Origin of the sequence: Paenibacillus apis, assembly GCF_018333295.1 — a bacterium.
GTDB classification, from domain to species: domain Bacteria; phylum Bacillota; class Bacilli; order Paenibacillales; family Paenibacillaceae; genus Fontibacillus; species Fontibacillus antibioticophila.
The window spans coordinates 150,262-173,286 of sequence record NZ_BORS01000002.1; the positions used below are offsets into that span (position 1 = coordinate 150,262).

General features: G+C 50.9%; 19 protein-coding genes and 1 tRNA gene. 8 read left to right on the top strand and 12 right to left on the bottom strand.

Translation table 11 applies throughout. The annotated features are described in order from the left end of the window. Positions 1-14: 14 nt before the first annotated feature. The 3 genes from KI362_RS03350 to KI362_RS03360 are packed head-to-tail and all read left to right on the top strand — an operon-like array spanning position 15 to position 2,195. Positions 15-746, top strand: a complete 732-nt coding sequence (locus KI362_RS03350; RefSeq protein WP_301624861.1) for an ABC transporter ATP-binding protein — start codon at positions 15-17, stop codon at positions 744-746. Continuing rightward, positions 743-1,444 carry an ABC transporter permease gene (locus KI362_RS03355; protein WP_301624863.1) on the top strand — a complete coding sequence of 234 codons (702 nt, stop codon included), beginning with the start codon at positions 743-745 and terminating at the stop codon, positions 1,442-1,444. Before KI362_RS03350 ends, KI362_RS03355 begins: the two co-directional genes overlap by 4 nt. Before the next feature lie 13 nt (positions 1,445-1,457). Then, complete coding sequence (locus KI362_RS03360) at positions 1,458-2,195, top strand: ABC transporter permease (RefSeq protein ID WP_301624865.1); 738 nt, start codon at positions 1,458-1,460, stop codon at positions 2,193-2,195. Positions 2,196-2,509: 314 nt separating this feature from the next. On the opposite strand, the gene KI362_RS03365 is transcribed toward KI362_RS03360, so the two are convergent. The 8 genes from KI362_RS03365 to KI362_RS03400 all read right to left on the bottom strand — a co-directional run bounded on the left by KI362_RS03365 (position 2,510) and on the right by KI362_RS03400 (position 13,167). Next, complete coding sequence (locus KI362_RS03365; RefSeq protein WP_301624867.1) at positions 2,510-3,394, bottom strand: CPBP family intramembrane glutamic endopeptidase; 885 nt, start codon at positions 3,392-3,394, stop codon at positions 2,510-2,512. A gap of 70 nt (positions 3,395-3,464) precedes the next feature. Next, positions 3,465-5,402: a serine hydrolase domain-containing protein gene (locus KI362_RS03370; RefSeq protein ID WP_301624868.1), complete on the bottom strand. Its 1,938-nt coding sequence runs from the start codon at positions 5,400-5,402 to the stop codon at positions 3,465-3,467. 184 nt (positions 5,403-5,586) lie between these two features. Next, positions 5,587-7,935 (bottom strand): ABC transporter permease, encoded by a 2,349-nt coding sequence (locus KI362_RS03375; protein ID WP_301624870.1) that lies wholly within the window; start codon positions 7,933-7,935, stop codon positions 5,587-5,589. A gap of 1 nt (position 7,936) precedes the next feature. Next, positions 7,937-8,683, bottom strand: coding sequence for an ABC transporter ATP-binding protein (locus KI362_RS03380; RefSeq protein WP_301624872.1), 747 nt, complete (start codon positions 8,681-8,683; stop codon positions 7,937-7,939). Between the two features lie 130 nt (positions 8,684-8,813). Continuing rightward, on the bottom strand, positions 8,814-10,073 hold the full coding sequence (locus tag KI362_RS03385) for a HAMP domain-containing sensor histidine kinase (protein ID WP_301624874.1): 1,260 nt from the start codon (positions 10,071-10,073) through the stop codon (positions 8,814-8,816). Beyond that, on the bottom strand, positions 10,070-10,756 hold the full coding sequence (locus KI362_RS03390) for a response regulator transcription factor (RefSeq protein WP_212939352.1): 687 nt from the start codon (positions 10,754-10,756) through the stop codon (positions 10,070-10,072). Before KI362_RS03390 ends, KI362_RS03385 begins: the two co-directional genes overlap by 4 nt. Before the next feature lie 237 nt (positions 10,757-10,993). Beyond that, positions 10,994-12,742 (bottom strand): methyl-accepting chemotaxis protein, encoded by a 1,749-nt coding sequence (locus KI362_RS03395; protein ID WP_212939353.1) that lies wholly within the window; start codon positions 12,740-12,742, stop codon positions 10,994-10,996. Between the two features lie 125 nt (positions 12,743-12,867). Then, positions 12,868-13,167: a hypothetical protein gene (locus KI362_RS03400; RefSeq protein WP_301624876.1), complete on the bottom strand. Its 300-nt coding sequence runs from the start codon at positions 13,165-13,167 to the stop codon at positions 12,868-12,870. 339 nt (positions 13,168-13,506) lie between these two features. Between KI362_RS03400 and KI362_RS03405 the strand changes: the two genes are divergently transcribed. Continuing rightward, positions 13,507-15,579 carry an AbfB domain-containing protein gene (locus KI362_RS03405; protein WP_301624877.1) on the top strand — a complete coding sequence of 691 codons (2,073 nt, stop codon included), beginning with the start codon at positions 13,507-13,509 and terminating at the stop codon, positions 15,577-15,579. 84 nt (positions 15,580-15,663) lie between these two features. On the opposite strand, the gene KI362_RS03410 is transcribed toward KI362_RS03405, so the two are convergent. Continuing rightward, positions 15,664-15,846 (bottom strand): RNA polymerase sigma factor, encoded by a 183-nt coding sequence (locus KI362_RS03410; RefSeq protein ID WP_301624878.1) that lies wholly within the window; start codon positions 15,844-15,846, stop codon positions 15,664-15,666. Positions 15,847-16,063: 217 nt separating this feature from the next. On the opposite strand from KI362_RS03410, the gene hcp reads away from it, so the two are divergent. Beyond that, the gene (gene hcp, locus KI362_RS03415; protein ID WP_301624879.1) at positions 16,064-17,749 is read left to right on the top strand and encodes a hydroxylamine reductase; all 1,686 of its coding nucleotides are present in this window, start codon (positions 16,064-16,066) and stop codon (positions 17,747-17,749) included. 341 nt (positions 17,750-18,090) lie between these two features. On the opposite strand, the gene KI362_RS03420 is transcribed toward hcp, so the two are convergent. Then, on the bottom strand, positions 18,091-19,671 hold the full coding sequence (locus tag KI362_RS03420; RefSeq protein ID WP_301624881.1) for a helix-turn-helix domain-containing protein: 1,581 nt from the start codon (positions 19,669-19,671) through the stop codon (positions 18,091-18,093). A 356-nt stretch (positions 19,672-20,027) separates the two neighbouring features. Further along, a complete protein-coding gene (locus KI362_RS03425) occupies positions 20,028-20,351 on the bottom strand; it encodes a S41 family peptidase (RefSeq protein WP_283248965.1) in 324 nt (107 codons plus the stop codon). On the opposite strand from KI362_RS03425, the gene KI362_RS03430 reads away from it, so the two are divergent. Beyond that, positions 20,352-20,813 carry a GbsR/MarR family transcriptional regulator gene (locus KI362_RS03430; protein WP_212939358.1) on the top strand — a complete coding sequence of 154 codons (462 nt, stop codon included), beginning with the start codon at positions 20,352-20,354 and terminating at the stop codon, positions 20,811-20,813. After that, entirely contained in the window at positions 20,764-21,654 is an 891-nt protein-coding gene (locus KI362_RS03435) for an alpha/beta fold hydrolase (protein ID WP_301624882.1), read from the top strand. Before KI362_RS03430 ends, KI362_RS03435 begins: the two co-directional genes overlap by 50 nt. A gap of 216 nt (positions 21,655-21,870) precedes the next feature. On the opposite strand, the gene KI362_RS03440 is transcribed toward KI362_RS03435, so the two are convergent. After that, positions 21,871-21,958 (bottom strand) — tRNA-Leu (locus tag KI362_RS03440). A 94-nt stretch (positions 21,959-22,052) separates the two neighbouring features. Here KI362_RS03440 and KI362_RS03445 point away from each other — a divergent pair. Further along, positions 22,053-22,994 carry a hypothetical protein gene (locus tag KI362_RS03445; RefSeq protein WP_301624884.1) on the top strand — a complete coding sequence of 314 codons (942 nt, stop codon included), beginning with the start codon at positions 22,053-22,055 and terminating at the stop codon, positions 22,992-22,994. Positions 22,995-23,025: the final 31 nt, after the last annotated feature.

The window sequence follows — 23,025 nt, forward strand, 5'->3', positions numbered from 1 at the left end:
GGTGAACAAAGAGAATGGCACAGTATATCCTCGAAACAGACGCTTTATGCAAACAATTTGGCGAACATCTATCCGTGAACCGGGTTGATTTACAAATCCCCGAAGGCTCGGTTTACGGGTTTTTGGGACCTAATGGAGCCGGAAAATCGACCACCATCAAGATGCTGCTCGGACTGATCAAGCCCGACGGCGGGAACATCACGATTTTTGGCAGGCCCTTCCCCGAAGCGCGGATTGAAATTCTGAGGCAGGTCGGATCCTTGGTTGAATCCCCGTCCTATTACGGACATTTGTCGGGATATCAAAATATGAAAATCGCAGCCACCTTGTTGGGAGCTTCGGAATCGCGCATTGCGGAAACGCTTGAATTGGTCCGTTTAACGGATCAAGCCAACAAAGCGGCCCGAAAGTACTCCCTGGGCATGAAACAAAGACTCGCCATTGCGATGGCGATACTCCGCCGCCCCAAACTATTGATCCTTGATGAGCCGACCAACGGCCTGGATCCTTCGGGCATACAGGAAATCCGCGGCTTGATCACCGCCATGCCAAACATGTACGGCATGACTGTATTGGTGTCGAGCCACCTATTGTATGAAATAGAACAGGTGGCGGATCATGTGGGAATCATTAATGAAGGAAAACTCATTTATCAGGGCAGCCTGTCCTCCCTAAAGGAGCTAGGCGGGGACCGCTCACTGGAACAAATCTTCCTCGGCATGACCGGTATGGGGAGAAGCTTATGATCAGGCTGCTTCGCACGGAATGGATGAAATTGAGAACGTTCTGCCTCGTTCTGCCGGTCGCCGCGGCGGTTTTGTTATTGGGGGTGATTAGCGCGTTCTGGTACATGAATTTTCGGGAATCGCCCGGCGGTGCTTATGCCACAATGTCCGTGATGTACTTTTTCCTTTCTTTTACCCTTATGCTTAGTGTCACCTTGCTCACCAGCGTTATGGCGTCTGCGGAGCATGAAACGAAAGTCTGGAACCGGCTCTGCACGATTCCTGTAGCGAAGATGAATATTTACTTAAGCAAATGGATCGTCACATGCCTGCTGCTGTTCATTGAAGTATTGCTGATTATCGCGGGCACGATCGTGCTCTGGAAGCTGTTTTTTCATGAACCGGCACCGCTCGAAATCATCGTCAAACAGCCGCTCTATTGTTTTTGCGCCGTTTTAGCATTTGTCTCCATCCAAACCTGGTTATCTATCATGTTCGCCAATCAATCGATGGCGATTGGAGCGGGAGCAGCCGGTTCCATGGCCAGTTTGTTTTTGGCGCGTTCGACGTTTCCCGTCCTCCATTACATGCCGTGGACGTATCCCCCACTGTCCACCCCTCTCATTCCTGGACATGTGCGGTGGGTATTTGCCGGCCTAGCCGTCGGAGTCGTTCTATTGGCCGCGGGATGTTGGCATTTTAACAGGAAAGACTGGTAGGAGGAAAATAGAGATGAACAAACTACTTACCGCGGAATTCATGAAAATCCAATGGAGGCTGATCGCCCTCCTTATCCTCATCGTCCTGATTGCGGATGTATCATTGGCTAGCAGCAATTGGGGCATGCTTTCCGCCGTTTACGAACCGAGTTGGCCGAATTACCTGATGTATATCATAAACCTGCATACGTCGTTTTTCTTTCCGCTGTTATCCGGGACCATCGCGGGTCTGATTTGTATGTACGAGCATAGGTCGGGGGGATGGAAGCAGTTGCTTGCCACACCTTACTCCCGTTCCAGCATCTATTCGGCCAAATACGCCGTTTTGCTCTGTATGCTGGCGATCATACAGATGCTGTTCATCGCGGCGGAGATCGGCAGCGGCATGGCTGCTGGCGTTAAAGGCAGCCTCGATTGGCCATTCGTGATGAGCAGCGCCGTGTTGGGCTGGGTCGGCATTTTTCCGCTGGCTGCCATCCAGTTATGGTTCTCCACCCGGTTTAAAAACTTCGGCATCGCCTTCAGCATCAATGTCGTCTGCGTCCTGCTGAACATCGTGTTCTCCGGCCTCCCGTCTACGCTCGGCATGTGGTTTCCGTTTGTTTTGCCCTTCTATACCATGATGCCGCAAGGCACCCCTTTCTCTCCCCGAGTTCAGGAATGGAGCCTGTACGCGATGGTCGGCATCAGTTTTGTCTTTTATTTCTTACTGGGTAAGCACATGTTTCGAAGAAAACCATTGGGAGCTTGAAGCTTAGTGAAGGAGCGGTGGTGGACTGATTTCGAGATTTGAGAAACGGTGGCAAAAATCCAATTAACGGGAGTTTCTCCCGTTAATTTGGCTTGTTTCGCACAAACGTCACCCTTTAACTGGAAATACTCCTACTAATTCCGCTCAAAAGGGCGGAATTAGTAGGAGTGTCTAAGACTAGCTGGAGGTTTTCCAGCTAATTGCGAGTTACTGTCAACATAGCCCAAAATAACGGGAAGTTTTCCCGTTATTCTTCAGGGCATGTTGCTCCAATTAACTCATTGCCTCCCCCTGAAAACTCCTGCTATAGGGAGTCATCGCAATGGACTAGGGTACCGGGGATCATCGACAGCCTCTTTGTGACCGCTAGTCTTCTTGCGGCTTGCCATCAACAACGCCGCGCAGACCAGCCCAAGCACCAGCGTTGTTATTGCGCTTCCTTCCAGACCAAAGCTGCCTCCGCTGAGCCAGCTTACACCCTGCAGTTCCATGCTGTAAATTCCTTCAACCGGATGCCCGCTGACCGCAACGCCGAATACATAACCCTGGAACAAATTCCAGGCGGTGTGAAAGGCGATGGCGAAGTAAAGATTCCCCGTCAAGATCGTCACACCCGAGAAAACCAGCGACACGACCGCGATATTAAGGGCGCTAATCCAGGTGAAGCCGCCGTTCATCATATGCCCGAGCGAGAATCCGGCTGAAATGATTATCATGGCCCAGAAGGGAGATAATCGGCTGGAGAGAAGCTGCTGAATGTATCCCCTGCAGAGAACCTCTTCGGAAATTCCCGCCAGGATGGAGACGATGAACAAATCAACGAAATCGATCCGTCCCCATTGGGGATGCAGCCAATCTCCTTGTACATTTGCGATGTCCAATGCCAGCAGAATCACGATAATGGTGCTCAGCAGCAATGTCCCGCTTAAAAAGCCGGTTAAAAGCCTTTTGCCGTCCGGACGGACGAGGCCAATCGAAGCGAGCGGCTTTTTACGAATAACTTTGACGACAAACCCGACAACAAGCAGGATATACAAGCCAAGCCCATTAAATAGGCGCGCCCATCCGTCCCCGGAATCCGTCCACAGTGACAGACCGAGCATACAGATCCTCTTCAACACAAACATAGCCGCTACCGCAAGCAAGACTTCCCATCCCGCGCGCAATTGATTGGACTTATTTATAAAAATAAACCGCATCGTCTGGCGACCTTCTTCCTAATAAATTTCACTTTCTTGACGAAGCCATTGTGCATAGTTCTGCCGTGCTTTACGGGATGAAATGGAAAAAGTTCCAGTCCGCCAGCAGCAGGGCAAAGCCGGCGAACAGCGCTCCTGTGACGGCCCGCCCCGCTTTCTGCCATTTGGATTGCGGTACACTTCTGCTTTTAACCAGGGAGAACACAAACAGTCCTGCGGCAAGCAAGGTCAGTACCCAATTTAAGGCAACGCCAAAATTCATCTGACCTACCGTCACGTTTTCGTTGATCATGGCGTTCACCAGCAGGTAGAGAATGTTGACTACGAGAAGTGTCCCGCAAAGAACTGTGGCCGCCAACAAACGACCGCCTGCCGATCCTGCCGACGTTGACAGGGCGCCTTTTCTTATACGCAGAAGCCAGCGGATCAACAGAACAAAGGGAGCCAGCAGAAAAAACACGATTGCAAGAATAGCCAATGCCAAATAGCTGATCAGCGCGGGAAGCGAGCGGCTTCCCTTGAGCGGCAATATATCCGTGGCAATTCCTTTGCTTAACCTGACTACTTCTCCGTCCGAAATTTCCGCATACAGCACCGGCGCCAATCTTTCAAATCTCGGATTGTCGGACTTGGCGAACTTGTATACATTCGGACTTGTTTGTTTAAGCTCGCCCGACATGCCCATCACGCTCAAGGTAAGATCATGCTCCCCTTTCGCTTCCACCTTGATCAACCCCAGATAATTGGTAACCTCGTGATAGGTGGAGTAAGTACCACCCGATTGCACGTAGTATCCTGCCAACTCGCCGGACGGTGACAAATCGGCCGCCGGGACCGGTTCCTCGGTTACCCTCGCCTTGTCCTGCACCAGCAAATTGATAATGCCTGAGGTAAGCTTCTGCTCGATCTCGGTGTTCGTCAAAACAACGATGCCAAGCTGCTCCTCGGGAACGACCGCAAAGTTGCTGGAAAACCCCTTCACATTCCCGCTGTGCCCGACGACATGCGGCTCTGCCCGGTATTCCCAGAATCCATGCGCATTGGAAAGAATCTCCTCGTTCGGCGTATAACTGCGGGAAAACATTGTCCGCGCCGTCTCCGGCCGGGTGAAGAGCGGGCTATCCGCGGCGTACAGCGCCATGGCGAAGCGGGCCAGATCCTCCGCCGTACCTTCCATGGCTCCCGCAGGATACAAGGGGACATAATAGTGCGCTCTCGCTTCGAAGCCACCTTCCTGCTTCACTGCGTAACCTGCAGCTTCCGCCTCCCGCAAATCCGGATGATCCGCCAAGGTAGGATGGCCGGATGTGCGGTTCATTCCCAGAGGCTTCAGAATATGGTTCATTTCATAGTCGGAGAAAGATTCCCCGCTCACCTTCTCCACCGCCAGGCCGGCCAAGGCCGTGGCAAAGTTGGAGTAAGCGATCACTTGGCCGGGTTCATAGATTTGTTCCGGCTGATTTGACAGCAGCGTCTCTTCCAGCGAGGTCAAGTTCTCCGCCGACAGCGTAAACGTACTCAGCGGATGCTGTTCATAACCGGCCGTATGGCTCATAATGTCCAGCATCGTGATTGGCTTATCGTAACGCAGCTTCTCCGCGATCTCTTTAGGAAAATACGCCCGGATATCTTGGTCCAGCCGCATCTTGCCCGCTTCCACCAACTGCATCACAGACGTCCAGACGAACGTTTTGTTGATGGAACCGTAGGCAAACACGGTAGCGGCGGGATCAACGGCTGTCCTGCGTTCCAAATCGGCATGACCGTACCCTTTGGAGAAAATAATCCGGTCGCCCTTGGTGACCACAACCGCGGCGCCTGGGGTTGATTTGCCGATATATGAGTTTACATAGGCGTCGATCTCCCGCTCCAGTCGGTTGTAAGGAATCCCCGAAGGGGTTTCCCCGGTTGGGGTGGTATCCGCCGCAGAGGCCGGAACCAAAAAAACGGTAAAAAGAAGTATGCTTATCAAAAGCGCAAACAACGGCTTCCGCATTCCCGTGCTCATTTTGTTGTTCTCCTTCCGAGAGAGGATTTCATATCGTTTTAATACAGATATAAAAGGTATTCAATAACTATAATTAATTGTTGCTCGTCCTCCGGGTTTCCGCAGCTTATTGATTCCAGGCATAACGTAATCTCATTTTTGCCGTGCGATCATCCGTATCTTCAATCAATAAGCTGCCATCCTGCTACTCCGAAATTAACACATAGGGGGTGATCCATTTGATGCTGCGTGCCACAAACAGCGAAACCAGATAGGAAAAGGCTGCGATGACCGTGCATAACATGGCAATATACGGCATCGGGACGATGAAACGGACTCTGGAAATCCCTGCATCCGCAAGCAGGAGTTCCAAAATGCCGTTGGTATACAAGGCTCCCAGAGCACCACCCGCCACAACACCGGCAACCGTTACGGGAACGATACTTAGCGTCAACTGGGCTATCAGTTGAAATGAAGTGTAGCCCGCCACTTTGAGGATTCCCACCTCTCTTCTCCGCTTCAGAACGGATGTTTTGATCACAAGAAACAGAATCAATACGACCACGAGGACCGATATGGATAGAATGACTGTCATCACGGCCAACAATGCCGAGCCATATACTTGCGTCCCGCTTTCCTTGGATTCGTTCACATCGGTTAAGGAACGGATCAGACTCCCGTATTCCGCCAGGACCTCTTGCATAAAAGCCGTTTTACTGTCCCCCTGCAAGTATACATTGATGGACATCCCGTTGTGCCCGGGGATCAGATGATTCAGGCCCGCCAGGGTCAATGAAGCTCCCTTTCCTTCCGCACTGAATGACTGATTCAACCCTGTGATCAAATATACATAGGAACCGTTAACGGCTTCCACCTTGATGGAGTCCCCGATCGTTTTGCCGAGCAGCCCCGCCAACTTGCCGGTGACGGCAATCTCATTGTCATATAACGGATAGCGTCCTTCATACACCGATTTGTTGTCCAGATATTCGAATTGATCGATAATTTCCGCACTTACGTTCTGACCTTGAATCACTGTTGGAATCGACTCCATTACAATAGCTTTGTCCACCCCTGTCATCTGCCGGATCGCTGCTAGTAATTGTAAACTGTCCGTACCGGACTCGACCTGGATACCGACATCGGGCGTTTCCGAACCGATCATGCGGAACAGTGCTGTTTTATCTATGGCCGTGTTGTAATACAGAACCACCGAGAAAACCGAAGCGAATGTGACCGCGGCCATAATACATCCGAGAAGCAAATTTTGGCGGCCCGCCGCTAACGCCGTTTTGCAGGCAAGCAACCAATGAACGCCGCCTCGGGTACGGCTCAGCGGGAGATAATTGCGCTTGAAATTATGGGACTTGATTCCGCCCCGCAGGGCATCGACGGGATGGAGCCGGCAAATGGGCGCAGCCGAAAAGAACGCCACCGCAAAGACCAGGAAAGTCGCCGTCCCGACGCAGGCCAGCGTAAAGCCCGCATACGCGCTTCCGTTCCATACCAGTCCCGCCAATGCAGAGACCATGTTTCCGTACAGGGGCATAACCGCGCAGGAGAGGGCCACCCCAGCGACGCTGGCTGCGAATGCAAGCCATATAAACGGCATGACATACATGAATACAATCTGCAGACGAGTGTAACCCATCGCTTTGAGAACGCCAATATTGACCATCCCCGCTTCGATACGGTCCGTTACGCGGTACTTGATCACAAGAAGTGACACCAACACAATAACCGCCGCAAAGACGACCAGAATCAGGCTGACAAAGTAAACGATGAATGCCCCGCCATCCTCGGCCATATGCGTATCCGCAGCCCAAAAACCGGGAATCACGGTCTCGTTGGACTGAGGAAACGCTCTGTAGTAATCCATTAAGAGGGTGCCCGATTGCTCGCTGTCCGTTAAGATGGCGGACATTAGCGTTCCTTGGGCTGCGGGTCCCGCATCCTTGGACAACTGAAGGTAGCCGGCTTGCGGCAAATATAACTTCAGCATATCCAGCTTGGGAGTTCCCATTAAAGTCGACTCAAAAAATCCGGCCACGCGATAGCTATACTGCTTATTCCGATAAGTAACGGGGAAGCGATCCCCCAGTTCGTAACCGCCTCTCACTTTGAGGCTATACGGAACATATATCCCGTCCTCATACTCGATAGAAGCCGCCTCAATCAGCTTCACCGGAGCGATATTCCGGGCGGCATCCGCATCAAGCACCATGGTACGAATCCCATAACCCAAGTCGTGTTTATAGAAAGGAATCGTAGCCGAGGACAGCAAGATTACGCGCTCCGTCTCCACCTCTCGTACCCCCGGATAAGATGACAAGAAATCCCGGTAAGCCGCCTTGCAGCTTGCGCTGTTCATCGTAATGCTCACGTGCGGGTCGTGCAGCTCCTGCACCTTATCCGCATAAAAACCGTCCATGTCGGTGAGCGAGGACATACCCAGGTTCATCAAAAGTCCGGCGATCATGATCAGAATAAACAGGAAAGCGGCAGTGCTTTTTGACTTTTTGTAATGGTAAGAGGCCGGATTCAATACGTTCAACTTACCACCCCATTTCGGCCAAAAATTCGTTGAGTCTCTCCCGCCGTCCCTCGTCTTGTCCGTCCTGGAAAGCCCCCAATGTCAAGTCACCGTAAATGGTGCCGTCGCGCAAATACAGGATACGGCTGCCCCTTAAAGCCGTTTTCAGATCATGCGTAACCATCACGATACTCTGCCCGTCTCGGTTCATCCTCGTCATCACATCCAACACACTGTCGCCGGACGCGGAATTAAGGGCGCCTGTAGGCTCGTCCGCGAACAAGACTAACGGGTTGTTTATACAGGCGCGGACCATACCGGCCCGCTGGGCTTCTCCGCCGGATAACTGGGACGGAAATTTGCCCCAGGAAGAGGCGGGTAATCCGACTTGAGTTAAAAGCTGCTCCGCTTTGGCCGTAAGCGCCCGCCTGTTTCTGTTCACCAGCAGTCCGCTCGCCAGCACATTATCCATCAAGCTCATGTGATCCAGCAGGTGCGTTTGCTGAAACACGAATCCGCAGTGAGTTCGGCGAAAAACGGCAAGCTGGTCTTCGGTGTACCGCGTAATATTTCTCCCATCAAAATAAACCTCGCCCAAGGTGGGTTTGTCCATGCCGGAGAGCGCATAGAGCAACGTCGATTTGCCGGAGCCGGAGCTGCCCATAATCACCGTAAAGTCTCCCTCCAGTATATCGAGGTCCAGATTTTTGAGCACATGCTGCTGATTTCCGCCCGTGGAGAAGGTTTTGCATAGTTTCTCCGTTCTCAATATCTTATTTGGCACGAAACGATCATTCCCTTGTCGACGAATTGCACCATAGGTTGTCCGCTGCATTACTATCCTACAAGATCAATTCTTAGTTAATCTTTGTCTAATCCTTAACCATTCCTTAAATAGGTCAGGCCAACTTGATGCTCAGGGTGACGGTAAAACCGTCGGTACGGTTATGACACTCGATATCGCCTTGCATGCTCCGCATCAAATATCGGGAAATAAACAGCCCCAGCCCGGCCCCGGCCTGGTTTTCGATGTTGCGGCCGCGGTAAAACTTGTTAAACAGTAACGGCAGCTCCTCCGGGCTGACTCCTTCTCCGTAATCCAATATCTCGACCTGCAGCCTGTCCCGATGAATATATGCATTGATTTCAATCCTGGTTCCCGCGTATTTGTAAGAGTTGCTCAGAACGTTGTCGAGAACTTGCTGCAAACGTATGGGATCCACCAACATAAGGCATTCCGGAATAGGTCCGCATTCAATCCGGTCATCGTAATTTACGTTCCCGATCATTTCTTGCAGGATTGAACTGTATTCCTCGGTCACATTCACCTTCAGTTCCTGCAATTCCTCTAAGGTCGCATGGAACATATCGGTAACCAGCCGATTGATTTGCTCGGCCTTGGCATGAATCATGCTTAGCTGGCTGACCGTCTTCTCATCGTTTGCGCGCACCAGCATCAATTCGCTGATCGCCTTGATGGAGGAGACCGGCGTCTTGATATCATGGCTCAAGCTGGCGACAAGCTCCTTCTTGCTGCGGTTGGCCTCATATTCGCTCTTCCGCGCCGCCGCCAGCTCCTCACGCATCATGTCAAAGCTTTCTGTGAAAACGCCGAATGGATTGTTTTTTTCCATTTCAAGCGGGTAGTCCAGATTTCCGCGGGCCACATGCAGGGCGAATTTTTGCAGCTTTCGGAACGGCCGGAATAGAGAACGGTTTAAAAATAGGACATAGAGCGCGCACATTGCTATTAAAACGCTAAATGTGGTCAGAGCCACCGTCGCCAAATGCCGTTTGCTGCGCTGAATGGTTTGTCCGTAATCATCGTGGATGATCAGTTTTCCCGCAGGCTGCCCCGAAACCACCACATCGAGCACCGCATCCCTGTTCCTGACGGCATCGTTCACGGTTTCGGGCAGCCCGTCTGTCGTCCGGTAGCGCACATTCCCGAGTGAGTCAAGCACGACAAATTGCTGCCGGATGCCGCTGTAATCGCCTGCCTCAATCTCGTTCCAGCGGCTTTCCACCGTCTTTAACAACCGGTTCGCCATCACCGTATCAAACCGGGGGTCGACGTCCGTTTCAATCACCCGGAGCGCAAACGTGAAACCGAGGATCCATACCACAAGCAGCGTCAGGAGCATCCTCTTTATTCTCATCGCTTGCCATCCTCCAGCACATATCCCGTACCCCACACCGTTTTGATATATTGGGGACGATTGGGATCATCCTCGATCTTTTCGCGTAAATGACGGATATGCACGTTTAGAGTTCCGTCACCGGTAATCGAGTCGCCCCATACCTTGGCGAACAGCTCCTCTTTGGGCACCACCCGGTTTTTATGCTGTGCCAAATAGCAGAGCAGACGGTACTCCAGTGTTTTGAATTTGACTTCCTCGCCGTTTACCCGAACACGGGAAAGAGCCAAATCGATCTGCACCTGCCCGAATTCCAGCACGTCCGCCGCGGGATGTTGTTTGCCGTAACGCCGGAGCACGGTTTTGACCTTGGCCAGCAGAACGCTTAGTGTATACGGCTTTTGGATATAATCGTCGCCTCCGATGTTTAGGGCGATCAGCACATCGTCATCACTGCTGCGGGCGCTGATAAATAGAATCGGGAGATCCATCGTCCGCCGCAGTTTTTTACACAGCTCAAACCCCGAACTCCCGCCAAGATTGATATCGAGAAGAATCAGCGAGGTGTCATGCTCCCGAAGGAACTGTTCGCACGCCTCCGCGCTGGTCACACAGGCCGTTTTTACCTCAAACATATTGAAATATTCGCATGTCGTCTCCGCAAGCTCACGCTCGTCATCCACAATTAAGCAGTCATAGTTCATAGTTACGCTCCATGATTCGCCAGAATTTGAATATAATCATCCCTTTAAGATAGCATGAAACGGGACTGAGCGGAAATATTACCCAGCACTTTGGCAATTAATATCCTGTTCCCTCTCGGTTAAGCCGTAAGGATTCGTCATGTTGTTGTCCGGCTGCTGAAAAAGCTGCTGCGCATTTCATGGGGAATAAAAAGGGAGGATGACACGGCCCTGCGGCCGGCATCCTCCCGGTAAACATCACGCTTTAAATTTGGTTACCAAACTCTGCAGCTCTTCCGCCATACTTGCCAAATTGGCCGCGGAGGCCGTAATCTCTTCCATCGATGCCAGCTGCTCTTCGGAAGCCGCTGCCATACTTTGGGAGTTCCCGGCGGTTTGATCGGAGATCAGCGCCACAGCTTCGATCATTGCCACCATGTTCTGGGAAGATGCGCTAACTTCCTGCACAACGGCGGACACCTCCTGGGATTGGGAGGATACTTCGCCGATCATACGGGTGATGATCCTGAAGCTGTCTCCTGTTTCCCGGGTTTGCCTCAACCCTTCGTCAACGGCGCGAGTTCCCTCCAGAATAGCCGTAACCGCGCCCCGGGTTTCATTTTGAATGTCCTGAATCATCAAGCGTATCTTATCGGCGGCTACGGAGGATTGCCCGGCCAATTTTCGAACCTCATTAGCCACTACGGCGAAGCCTTTGCCGTCTTCCCCGGCTCTGGCCGCCTCAATCGCCGCATTCAAGGCAAGCAAATTGGTTTGATTGGCGATCTCCGTAATCAAAGATATGACTTCTCCGATCTCGCCGGATTTCTCCCCTAACGTGTGGATCACCTGGGCCGTCGCTTCAACCCGCTCCTGCACCACGCTCATTTGCTCCGCCGTTTGCTTAACCACTTCATGGCCCTTTACGGTTTCCTCATTTGCGCTTACGGCCGCTTCGGCAACCGCCTGAATCGAATGAGCTACCTGCTCCATGCCTTTGGAAATTTCGCTGACGACCTCATTGGCATCGTTCGCGGTTTTGACCTGTTGCTCCGCTCCCACCGCCACTTCCTGGGCGGAAAGCGCAATTTGTTCGGTGGCTTTGGACGTTTGTTGCGCACTTGCGTTCAATTCTTCGGATGAAGCGGCCACCTGCTCGGAACTGCCTGATACATGACGAATCAACGCTCTCAGGTTGCCGGTCATTGTGTTAAAGCCTTCCGCCAATCTTCCCACTTCGTCTTTATTTTTGACGGTCATCGGTTCCATCGTCAAATCGCCGTCGGCTACTTTTTCCACTTGTCGGGCCATCACGGAGATCGGCTTCACGATCGAGTTGACGAACAGCCCTGCGGCGATTGCGCCGATCGCCAAAGAGATCGCCAAAGTCATGACGAGAATGCGCAGCACCTCGTTTGCCCCTTGATTAAACTCGCTCATATAAGCCCCCGAACCTACAATCCACCCCCAGTTTTCGTCCATTTCCACATAAGAAATTTTAGTTTCGTCTTCACCGGAGACCGGATTGTTCCAGATGTAGGTGTAAAAGCCTCCCCCGGCCGTGCCTAGTTCGATGATCGTTTTGCCCATTTCCACGCCGTCTTCGGTCACGATCGTATTCATGTCCGCTCCCTCGTTGGCGGGATTCATAACGGAGATGCCGCTTTTATCGACCGCATATAAGTATCCGCTTTGGCCGACCACGTATTTAAAGTTAATCGGTCGTGTATTATCTGTGCCTTTGGGCCCAAGAATCTCCTCACGGAACATATCCTGCGCTTGCTCAAGCGTTAAATGGCCCGCTTTGACTTCTTTGTCCAAATTGTTGATCATGGCGATCCCCAAACGAACGCTGTTTTTCAACTGGGCTTGGCCCGACGCATCCAGTTGTTGCTTGGAAGTATTATAAGCCAAGTAGCCAAGCAGAAGCGAAGGGACAGCCAAAAGCAAAAGACAGAGCAAAAGAAACTTGGGACGTAAAGCGTTAAAGCGGATTGTTTTCATCATAAGCGGTATCTCCTCTGGTTATATTTCGTCATTATAATACATATTTCGACACATCCTCGTCTAAAATTTAGATGATTTAAAATTAAAATTTCTCATAGAAGAATAAGAGTACGATCCTCATGAAGCTATAAGGCATTGTTCGTGCCGAGCTCTCCATAAAATTCGGCTTCGGCCAGATTCCCGTTCCAGGATGCGCCGTTGTAAATTCGTAAATAACGGTAATCGCCGCTGTCCAACAGCTTGGCGTTATCAAGATAAGTCCAAACGCCTTCGGCCGCTCCCGTTACCGGCGCGGTCAAATCGGTCCAGGCCGCCCTGTCGTTGGAACCCTGCACGACGACCCCGTTCATCCGGCCCGCATACGATGTCCTCGGCAGCAAGAAGATGCCGCTGAGCCGTACCGCAGCTCCTTCGCCAAAGTCCACCCGATTCCGAACATTGTCGGGAGAAGCGATAGATACCGTTACCAGTTAAAAATAACGGAAGCACGGCTAATCATAACAAAGTTCTGATTTGGCATCTATTTCAAATTTTTTCAATTACTTATAAATTCTTTGACACCGTAACCTCAACTTCACTTCGGCAGCTTGGTAGAAGCATTCTAAAGATAGTGGATTTATTTTAATGATTTAGCAATTTATTCTTGTTTCGAGATCGTTTATTGTAAACGTGGGAGCGCTTTCGTTTTTTACTGATTATCGATTTTAAATTTTGTTAGAGGGGCAGGTTTAATGATGAAGAAATGTTGGACAATGCTTATTCTTTTGAGCCTTTTATTAAGTCCGTTTAGCGGCATGACCGATCGGAAGGCGGAAGCTGCTGAAGTTCCTAAAGCTGTTGCAGCAGCCGCTTTTGTTCATCCCGGTTTATTGCACACCCAGGCGGATCTGGACCGCGTTAAGCAAATGGTGAATGCTGGCACGCAGCCTTATTTGGACGGTTGGAACCAATTGGTGAACAGTCCGCTGTCCCAAGCTGGCTGGACTCCGCGCGCCACGGCCACGATTAGTCGCGGCGGGAGCGGCGATAATGTGGCTCTTCTATACAACGATATCGCCCGCGCCTATCAGAATGCGCTGCGCTGGAAGATCAGCGGCAGCACGGCTCATGGCGATACGGCCCGCGACATTCTCAACTCCTGGTCCTCCACGCTGACGACCCTTACCGGCAGCGCCGACCGTTATCTGGCATCCGGTCTGAACGGATATCAAATGGCGAATGCAGCCGAGCTGATGCGGGACTATCCCGGGTTTGATGTTGCCCGGATGCAGGACATGCTGATCAATGTGTTTTACAAACCGCTCGTCGAACGATTCTTGATCGGCAACGAACACGGCCGCGATCATAATGATGCGTACATTCAAAATTACTGGGCGAACTGGGATTTGGCCAATATGGCGGCTACCGTGGCGATCGGTATCTTTTGCGACCGCCGCGATATTTACGATATCGGCATCGAATATTTCAAATACGGTGCAGGCAACGGTTCGATCTATAACGCGATTCCATTTCTGCACCCGAACGGGCTCGCCCAATGGCAAGAGTCCGGGCGCGATCAGGCGCACACGCAACTCGGCATCGGTTTGATGGCCACCATTAACGAGATGGCTTGGAATCAAGGCGATGATTTGTACGGCTGGGCCAACAACCGTTTCTTACGCGCCGCCGAATACGTAGCCAAATACAACAACGGGGATGACAACGTCCCGTTCGCAACCTATGAATGGGGCTCCGGCACAAACGGCGCCGTGCAAACGCACACGGCGATATCCGGCGCCAACCGTGATGAATATCGACCGATCTGGGAGATGATCTACAACCATTACGTCAACCGCAAAGGGCTTAATGCGCCCAACATCGCCGCCCGCGCCGCCAAGACGAGACCCGAAAGCGGCCCCGATATGCGATATGCCTCAACCTTCGACCAACTCGGATTCGGCACGCTGCTCTACACAAGGCCGGCAGGCAGCGGAGGAACGGCGAAGCTCCCGAGCGGCAATATTCCTGACGGGACATACCGTTTCACCTTGCGTCTTGACGGCAAAGCCTTGGAAGCAAGCGGCAGCGCGAGCGGCTCGGAAGTGCGGAAATCTACGTACACCGGCGGCTCCCGTCAGCAATGGATTGTGACTCATCTTGGTGGAGGCCAATACAGTATTAATAATGCAGAGAGCGGACTTTCCCTCGATATTGCCAGCGGGTCGCTGGAGCATGGTGCCAAGTTCCAGCTGTGGAGCGGCAATAGCGGGGACAATCAGAAGTTTGCTTTTCTTCCCGTCGGCGATGGTTATTACCGGATCACACCCGTGCATTCGAATAAACCCGCCGATGTGGTGAACGCCTCTACGGCCGAAGGTACGCCGGTCCATCAATGGCGGTATACGCTTGGCAGTCACCAGCAATGGCAGATCGAACCCGTATCCGTGAACGTCCGCCTCCAATCGCATAACTTCCCGGACCGCTACATTCGTCATAGCAACTATCGGGCCCAACTGGATGCCAACGTTACCCCGGAGCAGGATGCCTTATTTAAAATCGTTCCCGGCCTGGCCGATCGGAACGGGGTATCGTTTGAGTCCGTCAACTACCCGGGCCGGTACCTGAGAGTTCGCGCAAACGGAGAGGTATGGCTGGATCAGAGCGACAACACGGCCACGTACAACAATGACGCCACCTTCCGGCGTGTGGCCGGACTGTCGGACCCGAAGAAGTCATCTTACCAACTATGGACGGATGCGAGCAAATATTTGCGTCATTTCGATTATCTGATGGTGGGACAGTCCGGAAGCGGAGCGACATTTCATGCCGACGCTACCTTTGTCGAAGTGGCGCCGTAAGGGGGAGGACCGTCGCTCTAGGCGAAAGAGTCCGTCCGCTAAATAAATCGTTAGGTTTGGTTTCAAGAAGATCGGCTTGATTGATTAATACGCCTTAAGCGTCGTTTCCTGAAACGCGTCTGCACAGTCTTCATCACGTCCCACAATGGACTTCGCCAAGCTGTACAGTTCGGGCTCCAGCCTCCGGAACAGCCGGATAAACGCCTCACGATCTCCCTGCTGCGCTCGCTTGACTTCCAGTTCCATATCTTGCTGCACGAATTTCATCTCTGAGGGCCCTCTGTAAGATTAGATGGACCAGTCAATCAGAATGTTATATCAACGAAAAATAGTGAATTTGTCAACTTGAAGACATTTGTTTTGTAACCGTTCGTCCCTGTTAAAAATGTGATTGAAATCACCTGACCACCTTGCTCCCGGCGTTATGCTTCTGGATGTTAGCTGCATATTTCTACTATATTTTTCCATAGGAGGTTTTTTTAAGATGACCTCATCAGTATCCCCTGTTGGCACCCAGCAGTCATCCATGTTTTGTTTTCAGTGTCAGGAGTCGGCCGGAGGAACCGGCTGCACGATTAAAGGCGTTTGCGGGAAACCGCATGATGTCGCCAACCTGCAGGATCTGCTGATCTATGTATTGAAAGGCATCTCGTTTCTTTCGATCGATGCCCGCCTCCCCGAAGTGTTGGAGAAACGGATTTCCGTCTTCATTATGGATTCTCTCTTTGCTACGATTACGAACGCTAATTTTGACCGCGACGTGTTCATCGCCAAAATCCAGGAAGCGCTCGCGCTGCGGGCCGACGTCCGAAGCCACTGGGACAAACGGCACTCCGTCGACGACGCTGCGCTTCCCGATGCCGCGGTTTGGCTGGCTGACGACGAAGCCTCGTTTGACGCCAAGGCCAAGCAAGTCGGCGTTCTCGCCACAACCGATCCGGACATCCGCTCTTTGCGTGAACTGTTGACCTATGGCCTTAAAGGTATGGCCGCTTACACGTATCATGCTTTTCACCTGAACCATTCGGATGCGGCTATCGATCTATTTATGCGCCGGGCCCTCGCCGCCACTTTGGACGATGCCTTAACCGCGGACGATCTCGTTGCTTTGGTCATGGAGGCGGGCAAATTCGGCGTGGAAGCCATGTCCCTGCTCGATCGGGCCAATACCGGAACCTATGGGCATCCGGAAGTAACCCGGGTGAATATCGGCGTCCGCGACCGGCCGGGCATCCTCATCAGCGGACATGACTTGAAAGACTTGGAGGAATTGCTGCGGCAAACCGAAGGCACGGGGGTCGATGTGTACACGCACAGTGAAATGCTGCCGGCCCATTACTATCCGGCCTTCAAGAAATACGAGCATTTCGTCGGCAACTACGGGAATGCCTGGTGGCAGCAAACGACGGAATTCGCCGCTTTCAACGGGCCGGTTCTGATGACCACCAACTGTATCGTCCCGCCGAAATCCAGCTACATGGACCGGATCTATACGACCGGTAACACCGGATATCCCGGCGTACGGCATATTCCGGAAGGTCCTGAAGGGCAGCCGAAGGACTTCTCGGAAATCATCGCCCGCGCCAAGCGGTGCAGCCCGCCAACCGAGCTGGAGAACGGCGAAATCGTCGGCGGCTTTGCCCATCATACCGTAACCGGGATCGCCGATCAGGTCGTGGATGCCGTGAAGACCGGGGCGATCAAGCGCTTTTTCGTCATGGCCGGCTGCGATGGACGGATGAAGTCGCGCAACTACTATACGGAATTCGCCCAGGAACTTCCCGGAGATACGGTCATTTTGACCGCGGGATGCGCGAAGTACAAATACAACAAGCTCGAGTTGGGTGAAATCGGAGGCATCCCTCGCGTCCTAGACGCCGGACAGTGCAACGACTCTTATTCCCTTGCCGTCATCGCTCTGAAACTGAAGGAGATCCTGGGCCTGGAGGATATCAACGAACTGCCGATTTCGTACAATATCGCCTGGTATGAGCAAAAAGCGGTGATCGTCCTGCTTGCCTTACTCTACCTCGGCGTGAAGAACATCCACCTGGGCCCGACGCTCCCCGCGTTCCTTTCGCCGAACGTGGCCAACATCCTGGTTGAGAAATTCGGCATCGGCGGAATTACGAACGTCGAGGACGATATGAAAATGTTCTTGGGCGCGTAAGATCCAGATTATCCCAGTATGCGGAAAGCACAAAGAAAAGGCTACGATGAAACGACATCGTAGCCTTTTCGGTTTGAAACGTCCGTTGCCTTTGCCATCAACACGCCTTTAATACGATAATTCTATCGGCGATCTGAACCGAACCCAGCCTGTGAGTCACGATGATTGCGGTTTTGTCTTGGCAGAAGTGTTTCAACCCGACCCAGGGGCTCCCCAAATCCCGTCATCTTTCGTTTTGGCGTCTCCCGAAAGTTTGATTTCTTTAGATTTATAAAGAAAAAAACGCCCGGAATGTCGTGTCAGGCGGTTCTTTCTGAAACAAAGCATCGCGGTTTGTTCGGTTATAGCGTTTGAAAATCTTTAAACCCCTGCTGTGATTTTCGATATTGGACGGGAGTCACGCCGAATCGCGCTTTGAATTTACTGTGGAAGTATTGAACGTTCCTGTAACCGACCCGTTCGGCAACGGCCGATACCGGCAACCGCGAATTAGCGATAAGCAGTTCCGCGGCTTGATCCAGTCTGAGCTTGGTTACATATTCGGTAAACGAGCTTTTCGTCGCTTCGCTGAACAGGGTTGAAACATAGGCCGGTGCCAGCGAGACTTCCTGGGATAAAATCTGCAGCGACAAATCCTCATGCAAGTGCTCCGATATATACGCCTTCAACGTACGGATCACCTCGGCATGCGCCCGGTTCCCCTCCGCGTTTATCAACTCGATCATTTGCGCGGACATTTTCCGGACATTCTCCATCGTTTCATGTAGCGTATCTTTCTTCAACGCCTCAACCGAACTCGGACTTGGCAGGATCTGCTGCATTTCCAACTCGATCACGCACTGGTACAAGTGGGCGATCAGTTGAAGGACCGCCAACTCTACGGCTTCAATTTGCACTTTTCCTTCCAGTAACGTCTTCTGAAAATGATCGGTAAATTCATCGACGCCCCGTTGATCGCCGGCTTTCAGCGCGTTGCGGAAATGGTCGAAATGAAAAAAAAGCGGGTTGGCGTTGAATGTCTGGAGCAAGACAGAGGAAATAACCGTATTATTGCCGTAAATAAAATGATACCGGCTTGCCTGCCGGGCCATCCGATAAGATTCCGGAAGCGCTTCTAACGTTCGTACAAAGCCGCCTACGGCAGCTTTGATTCCGATCTCCGGGCCGACGATGTGCTGCAAGGCTTGCAAATCTCCGACAAGCTCGGACGCGACGAGCTCCTGTCCGCGTTCCATGCAGTAAATGACGGCCGCCTCGTCAGCCTTAAGGACAACGAATTCCCCCGGAAGGCAGCGGTTCCGTTCGTATTCCGTTTTCAAAGCCTCAACATCGCCTTCCGTCAGCTTGATATAGGCGGCGCAATAGGAGGCGTTCAGCAGGGGCGATTCCTTCCATTCCGCATTCAGGCTGATGCCAAGCAACAGGTTGACCAAGTCGTTTTTTCGGGCCTGGGATTCCAGGGTCACGATTTTATGTTTCATGAAGGAAAACGCCTCTCCAATGATCATGTACTCATTGGCGCCGGAGGACGGAAGCGGTTGGAGATTCCCCACTCGGGCCATCAAGTTTTTAATGGGCACATAAAGCTGCCGCGAGAGCAAATAGGAGATGACCATGCTGAACACAACGATAATTCCGCAGGCCGTTAAAAGCCCTTTCTTTATCTCTTCGGTAAACAGTTCCATCGAATCCGCCGGCCTGTACATGGCGTACGTCCAGTGATGGGACGAATGACCGGAGGGAAGCAGTGACACTCCCCCGTACGCCTCAGTGTCATCTGTCGCTGTTTCCTTCTCGGTATTTGCTATCCGATTGACTTGAACATAGCAATACCCGCCCATAGAACCGATGAGAACGACAGAAAGCACGGTAAAAGACAGAACCAAACGGTTGAATGTCTTTTTTTTTGAAGATTCCTTCATTCATGCATGCTCCCCCTTTTCGATTGATCCAACGATAATAAAGCGCTTACAAATTTTGATGATATAACTAATTATATCTATCCTGACATTCAGAAATTGTTCAAAACCAGCCGTAAAATGTTTAAATCTTGCACCCGTATAACTGTTGTTTTGTTTCGTACGCTTCGCGTGCTTAACTGGCTGAAGCCATTAAGTAAAAAAGCTCTTGAACTCCCCCATCGGGAAATTCAAGAGCTTATTCATCTTAGGATTGGTGCGGTCGAGAGGACTCGAACCTCACGGGGGGTTAGCCCACACGGGCCTGACAAACATACATTGAATGCATTTCCTGTTGTATCGTAGTCATAACCACCGGCTCACTTCGACTTAGCGTCAACGATCAACTCAATAGCCTTTTGCAACGCCTGATCCGCCGGAACCTGAACATCAGGGATAACGCCGGTCCCCTCCCAATCCGTCTTGGTAATCGGGCTGATGGAGCGCGAATGGGGAATAAAAGCAAGGAACCCTTGACCGACATCGAACTGTCCGGTAGGATGCGCTCCGCCACTGGTGGTTTCTCCGACGATCGTTGCACGTTTCGTCGCCTGCAAGGTGTAGGAGAAATCTTCCGCACTAATTTCAGTATATACTAAAATAAATAAAAATGATAAGTTGTTTATATTAAGGAGGCAGAACAAATGGGGAATAATGAATTCGTATTAAGCGAAGACCAAAAGAATTTTATTGATAGATTGGGCTTTTATTATGAAAGTCATGGGATACCCAAAATTGGCGGGAGAATATTGGGTTATATTATTTTGCGTGATAGTCCTATTTCCGCTGAGAATCTTTCAACTGCCTTAGACATAAGCAGAGCAAGTGTTTCTACGAATCTGCGACTTTTGATCAATTATGGTCTTATCGAAAAAACGGCGGTACAGCGAGGCAGAACTGATTATTATGTGATGGCTGAATCTGCATGGGAAAATGCACTAACGACCAGAATGAATGGATTCAGTACGTTGATGAACATTCTTGACTCCGGCCCTAATATAGATAACTCTTCCGCAAAAGAGATGAGAGAATGGTGTCAGTTGATGTATTCTGCGCATGAAAAAGCGCGTGATGAGTGGAAGAACAGGGGGCAGCGTAATGTTTGAGAATAAGGCTCTAAATTATAAGGGTTGTTCTATCTTCTATCGTGTAGAAATCAAAGAGAAGGCAGATCAATGGGTGATTTTCTTGCATGGAGCAGGGGTCGATCACAGAATGTTTAAAGAGCAGGTAAAGATAGTGCCGGAAGAGTACAATATTCTATTATGGGATGCCCGTTCGCATGGGAGATCTATTCCTAGTACAATAAAGTTTTCTATGAAACAGCTGTTAGATGATTTACTTAAAATCATGGAGATAGAACAAATTCATAAAGCCGTATTTATAGGGCAATCCATGGGTGGGAATCTTGCTCAAGATATGGCTTACTACTATCCGGAAAAAGTTCATGGCCTCGTATTGATAGATTGTACAAATAATACGGCAAAAATAAGCAAGATGGAAAAAATTACTTTATCGGTTACTAAACTAATGTTTGAACTGTATCCATGGAAGTTATTAGTTAGACAGAGTGCTAATGCATGCGGCTTAAGTCAGGAAGTAAAAGAATATGTCGAAGAATGCTTCTATAAGGTTGGAAAGGAAGCTTTGATTGATATCGTGATTGGAGTTACAAAATGCCTTCACGAGGATGCCGCTTATAAAATGAAAGTTCCGTTTTTATTGCTGTGTGGTGACAAAGATACATCCGGAAATATTCGCAAGATAGCAAAACCGTGGGCGGATTCAGAGCCAACCTGCACATTCTATATGATAACAAACGCGGGTCATAATTCTAACCAAGACAATCCAGTTGAAGTAAATATTCATATCAATAACTACTTAAATCAAATGGTGTTCCATAGGGAGGGAAGGAATCGAATTGGAGATACACATATTTATCATTGAAGATGATCTTTCCATCTATCTTCCGTTAAAAGAAAGACTCGAGTAATGGAGCCCGATATAAATGACCAAAATGGCTTACAAATCGAGTCGAGCGTACATCAACTTGCCCGTGAAAGACATCAATCGAATGAAGGACAACACGATGCAAGTTCCAATCATGCAAAAAGCTCTTGAACTCCCCCATCGGGAAATTCAAGAGCTTATTCATCTTAGGAATGGTGCGGTCGAGAGGACTCGAACCTCCACGGGGGGTTAGCCCACACGGACCTGAACCGTGCGCGTCTGCCAATTCCGCCACGACCGCATTTTTGTGATGCCGTTGATTTAGCGGCAACGAAATATATGTTATCATGATACGAATAGATAGTCAACAAGCAGATTGGAAGGGGTTACGGTTTATGAAGGATGCATTTATCCAGGCGCTTACTCTTGATTCCTTAGCCGAATTGCAACACATCCCCAAGAGCGATCTACATAACCACGCCGGACGCGGAGGAAGTATGAGCTATATCGGGCAATGGGCTGGAACCTCCATCCATCCCCCGATTCAGCCGTTTGAGGATTTGAGCGAGATGCAGCAGTGGTTTGAGGAAAATATTAAGGTGCATTGTCAAGGACTTCAGGGATACCTTAAGCGAATCGAAGCCTCCTTTGCCCAAGCGCACCAGGATCAAGTCACCGTACTGTCCATGAGCTTCGGCATGGGGGAAGTGGATTCCCTTGGCTCCATGGAGCATTTCATGACTACGATTAATGACCTTCATCAGCGCTTTGCTCCCCGCACGAAATTTTATCCGGAATTAGCCTTGGACCGGGCAGACCAACCGGAAGCGATCCTGAATCGGGTTGAGGAATTGTTCTCCTACGGCTGGTTTACGTCAATCGATATATGCAATAATGAGCTCGCCCAACCCATTACTGCTTTCAAGCCTGTATATCGGTGCGCCCAATCCTGCGGGGTGAAGCTTCGTGCCCATGTCGGGGAGTTCGGCTCCGCCGACGATGTAATGGAAGCCGTTGAGGAGCTTGAATTACAGGAGGTTCATCACGGCATCGCCGCCGCTGAATCGCCTCAGATCATGAAATGGCTGGCCAATCACCTTATTACCCTGCATGTATGCCCTACCAGCAATGTGATGCTGAAGGTAGCGGACAGCTATGATAAGCATCCCATCCGCACCCTCTTCGATCACGGAGTCCCGGTGACGATCAACACAGATGACTTGCTGATTTTTAACCAAAGCGTTTCGGAGGAATATCTGAATTTGTATCGATCCGGCCTGATGACTCCGGAGGAGCTCAACCTCATCCGCGAGCATGGACTGAACAATTACAATTAGTCACGCAAAAGCTCCGTAGATTCCTCCTGTC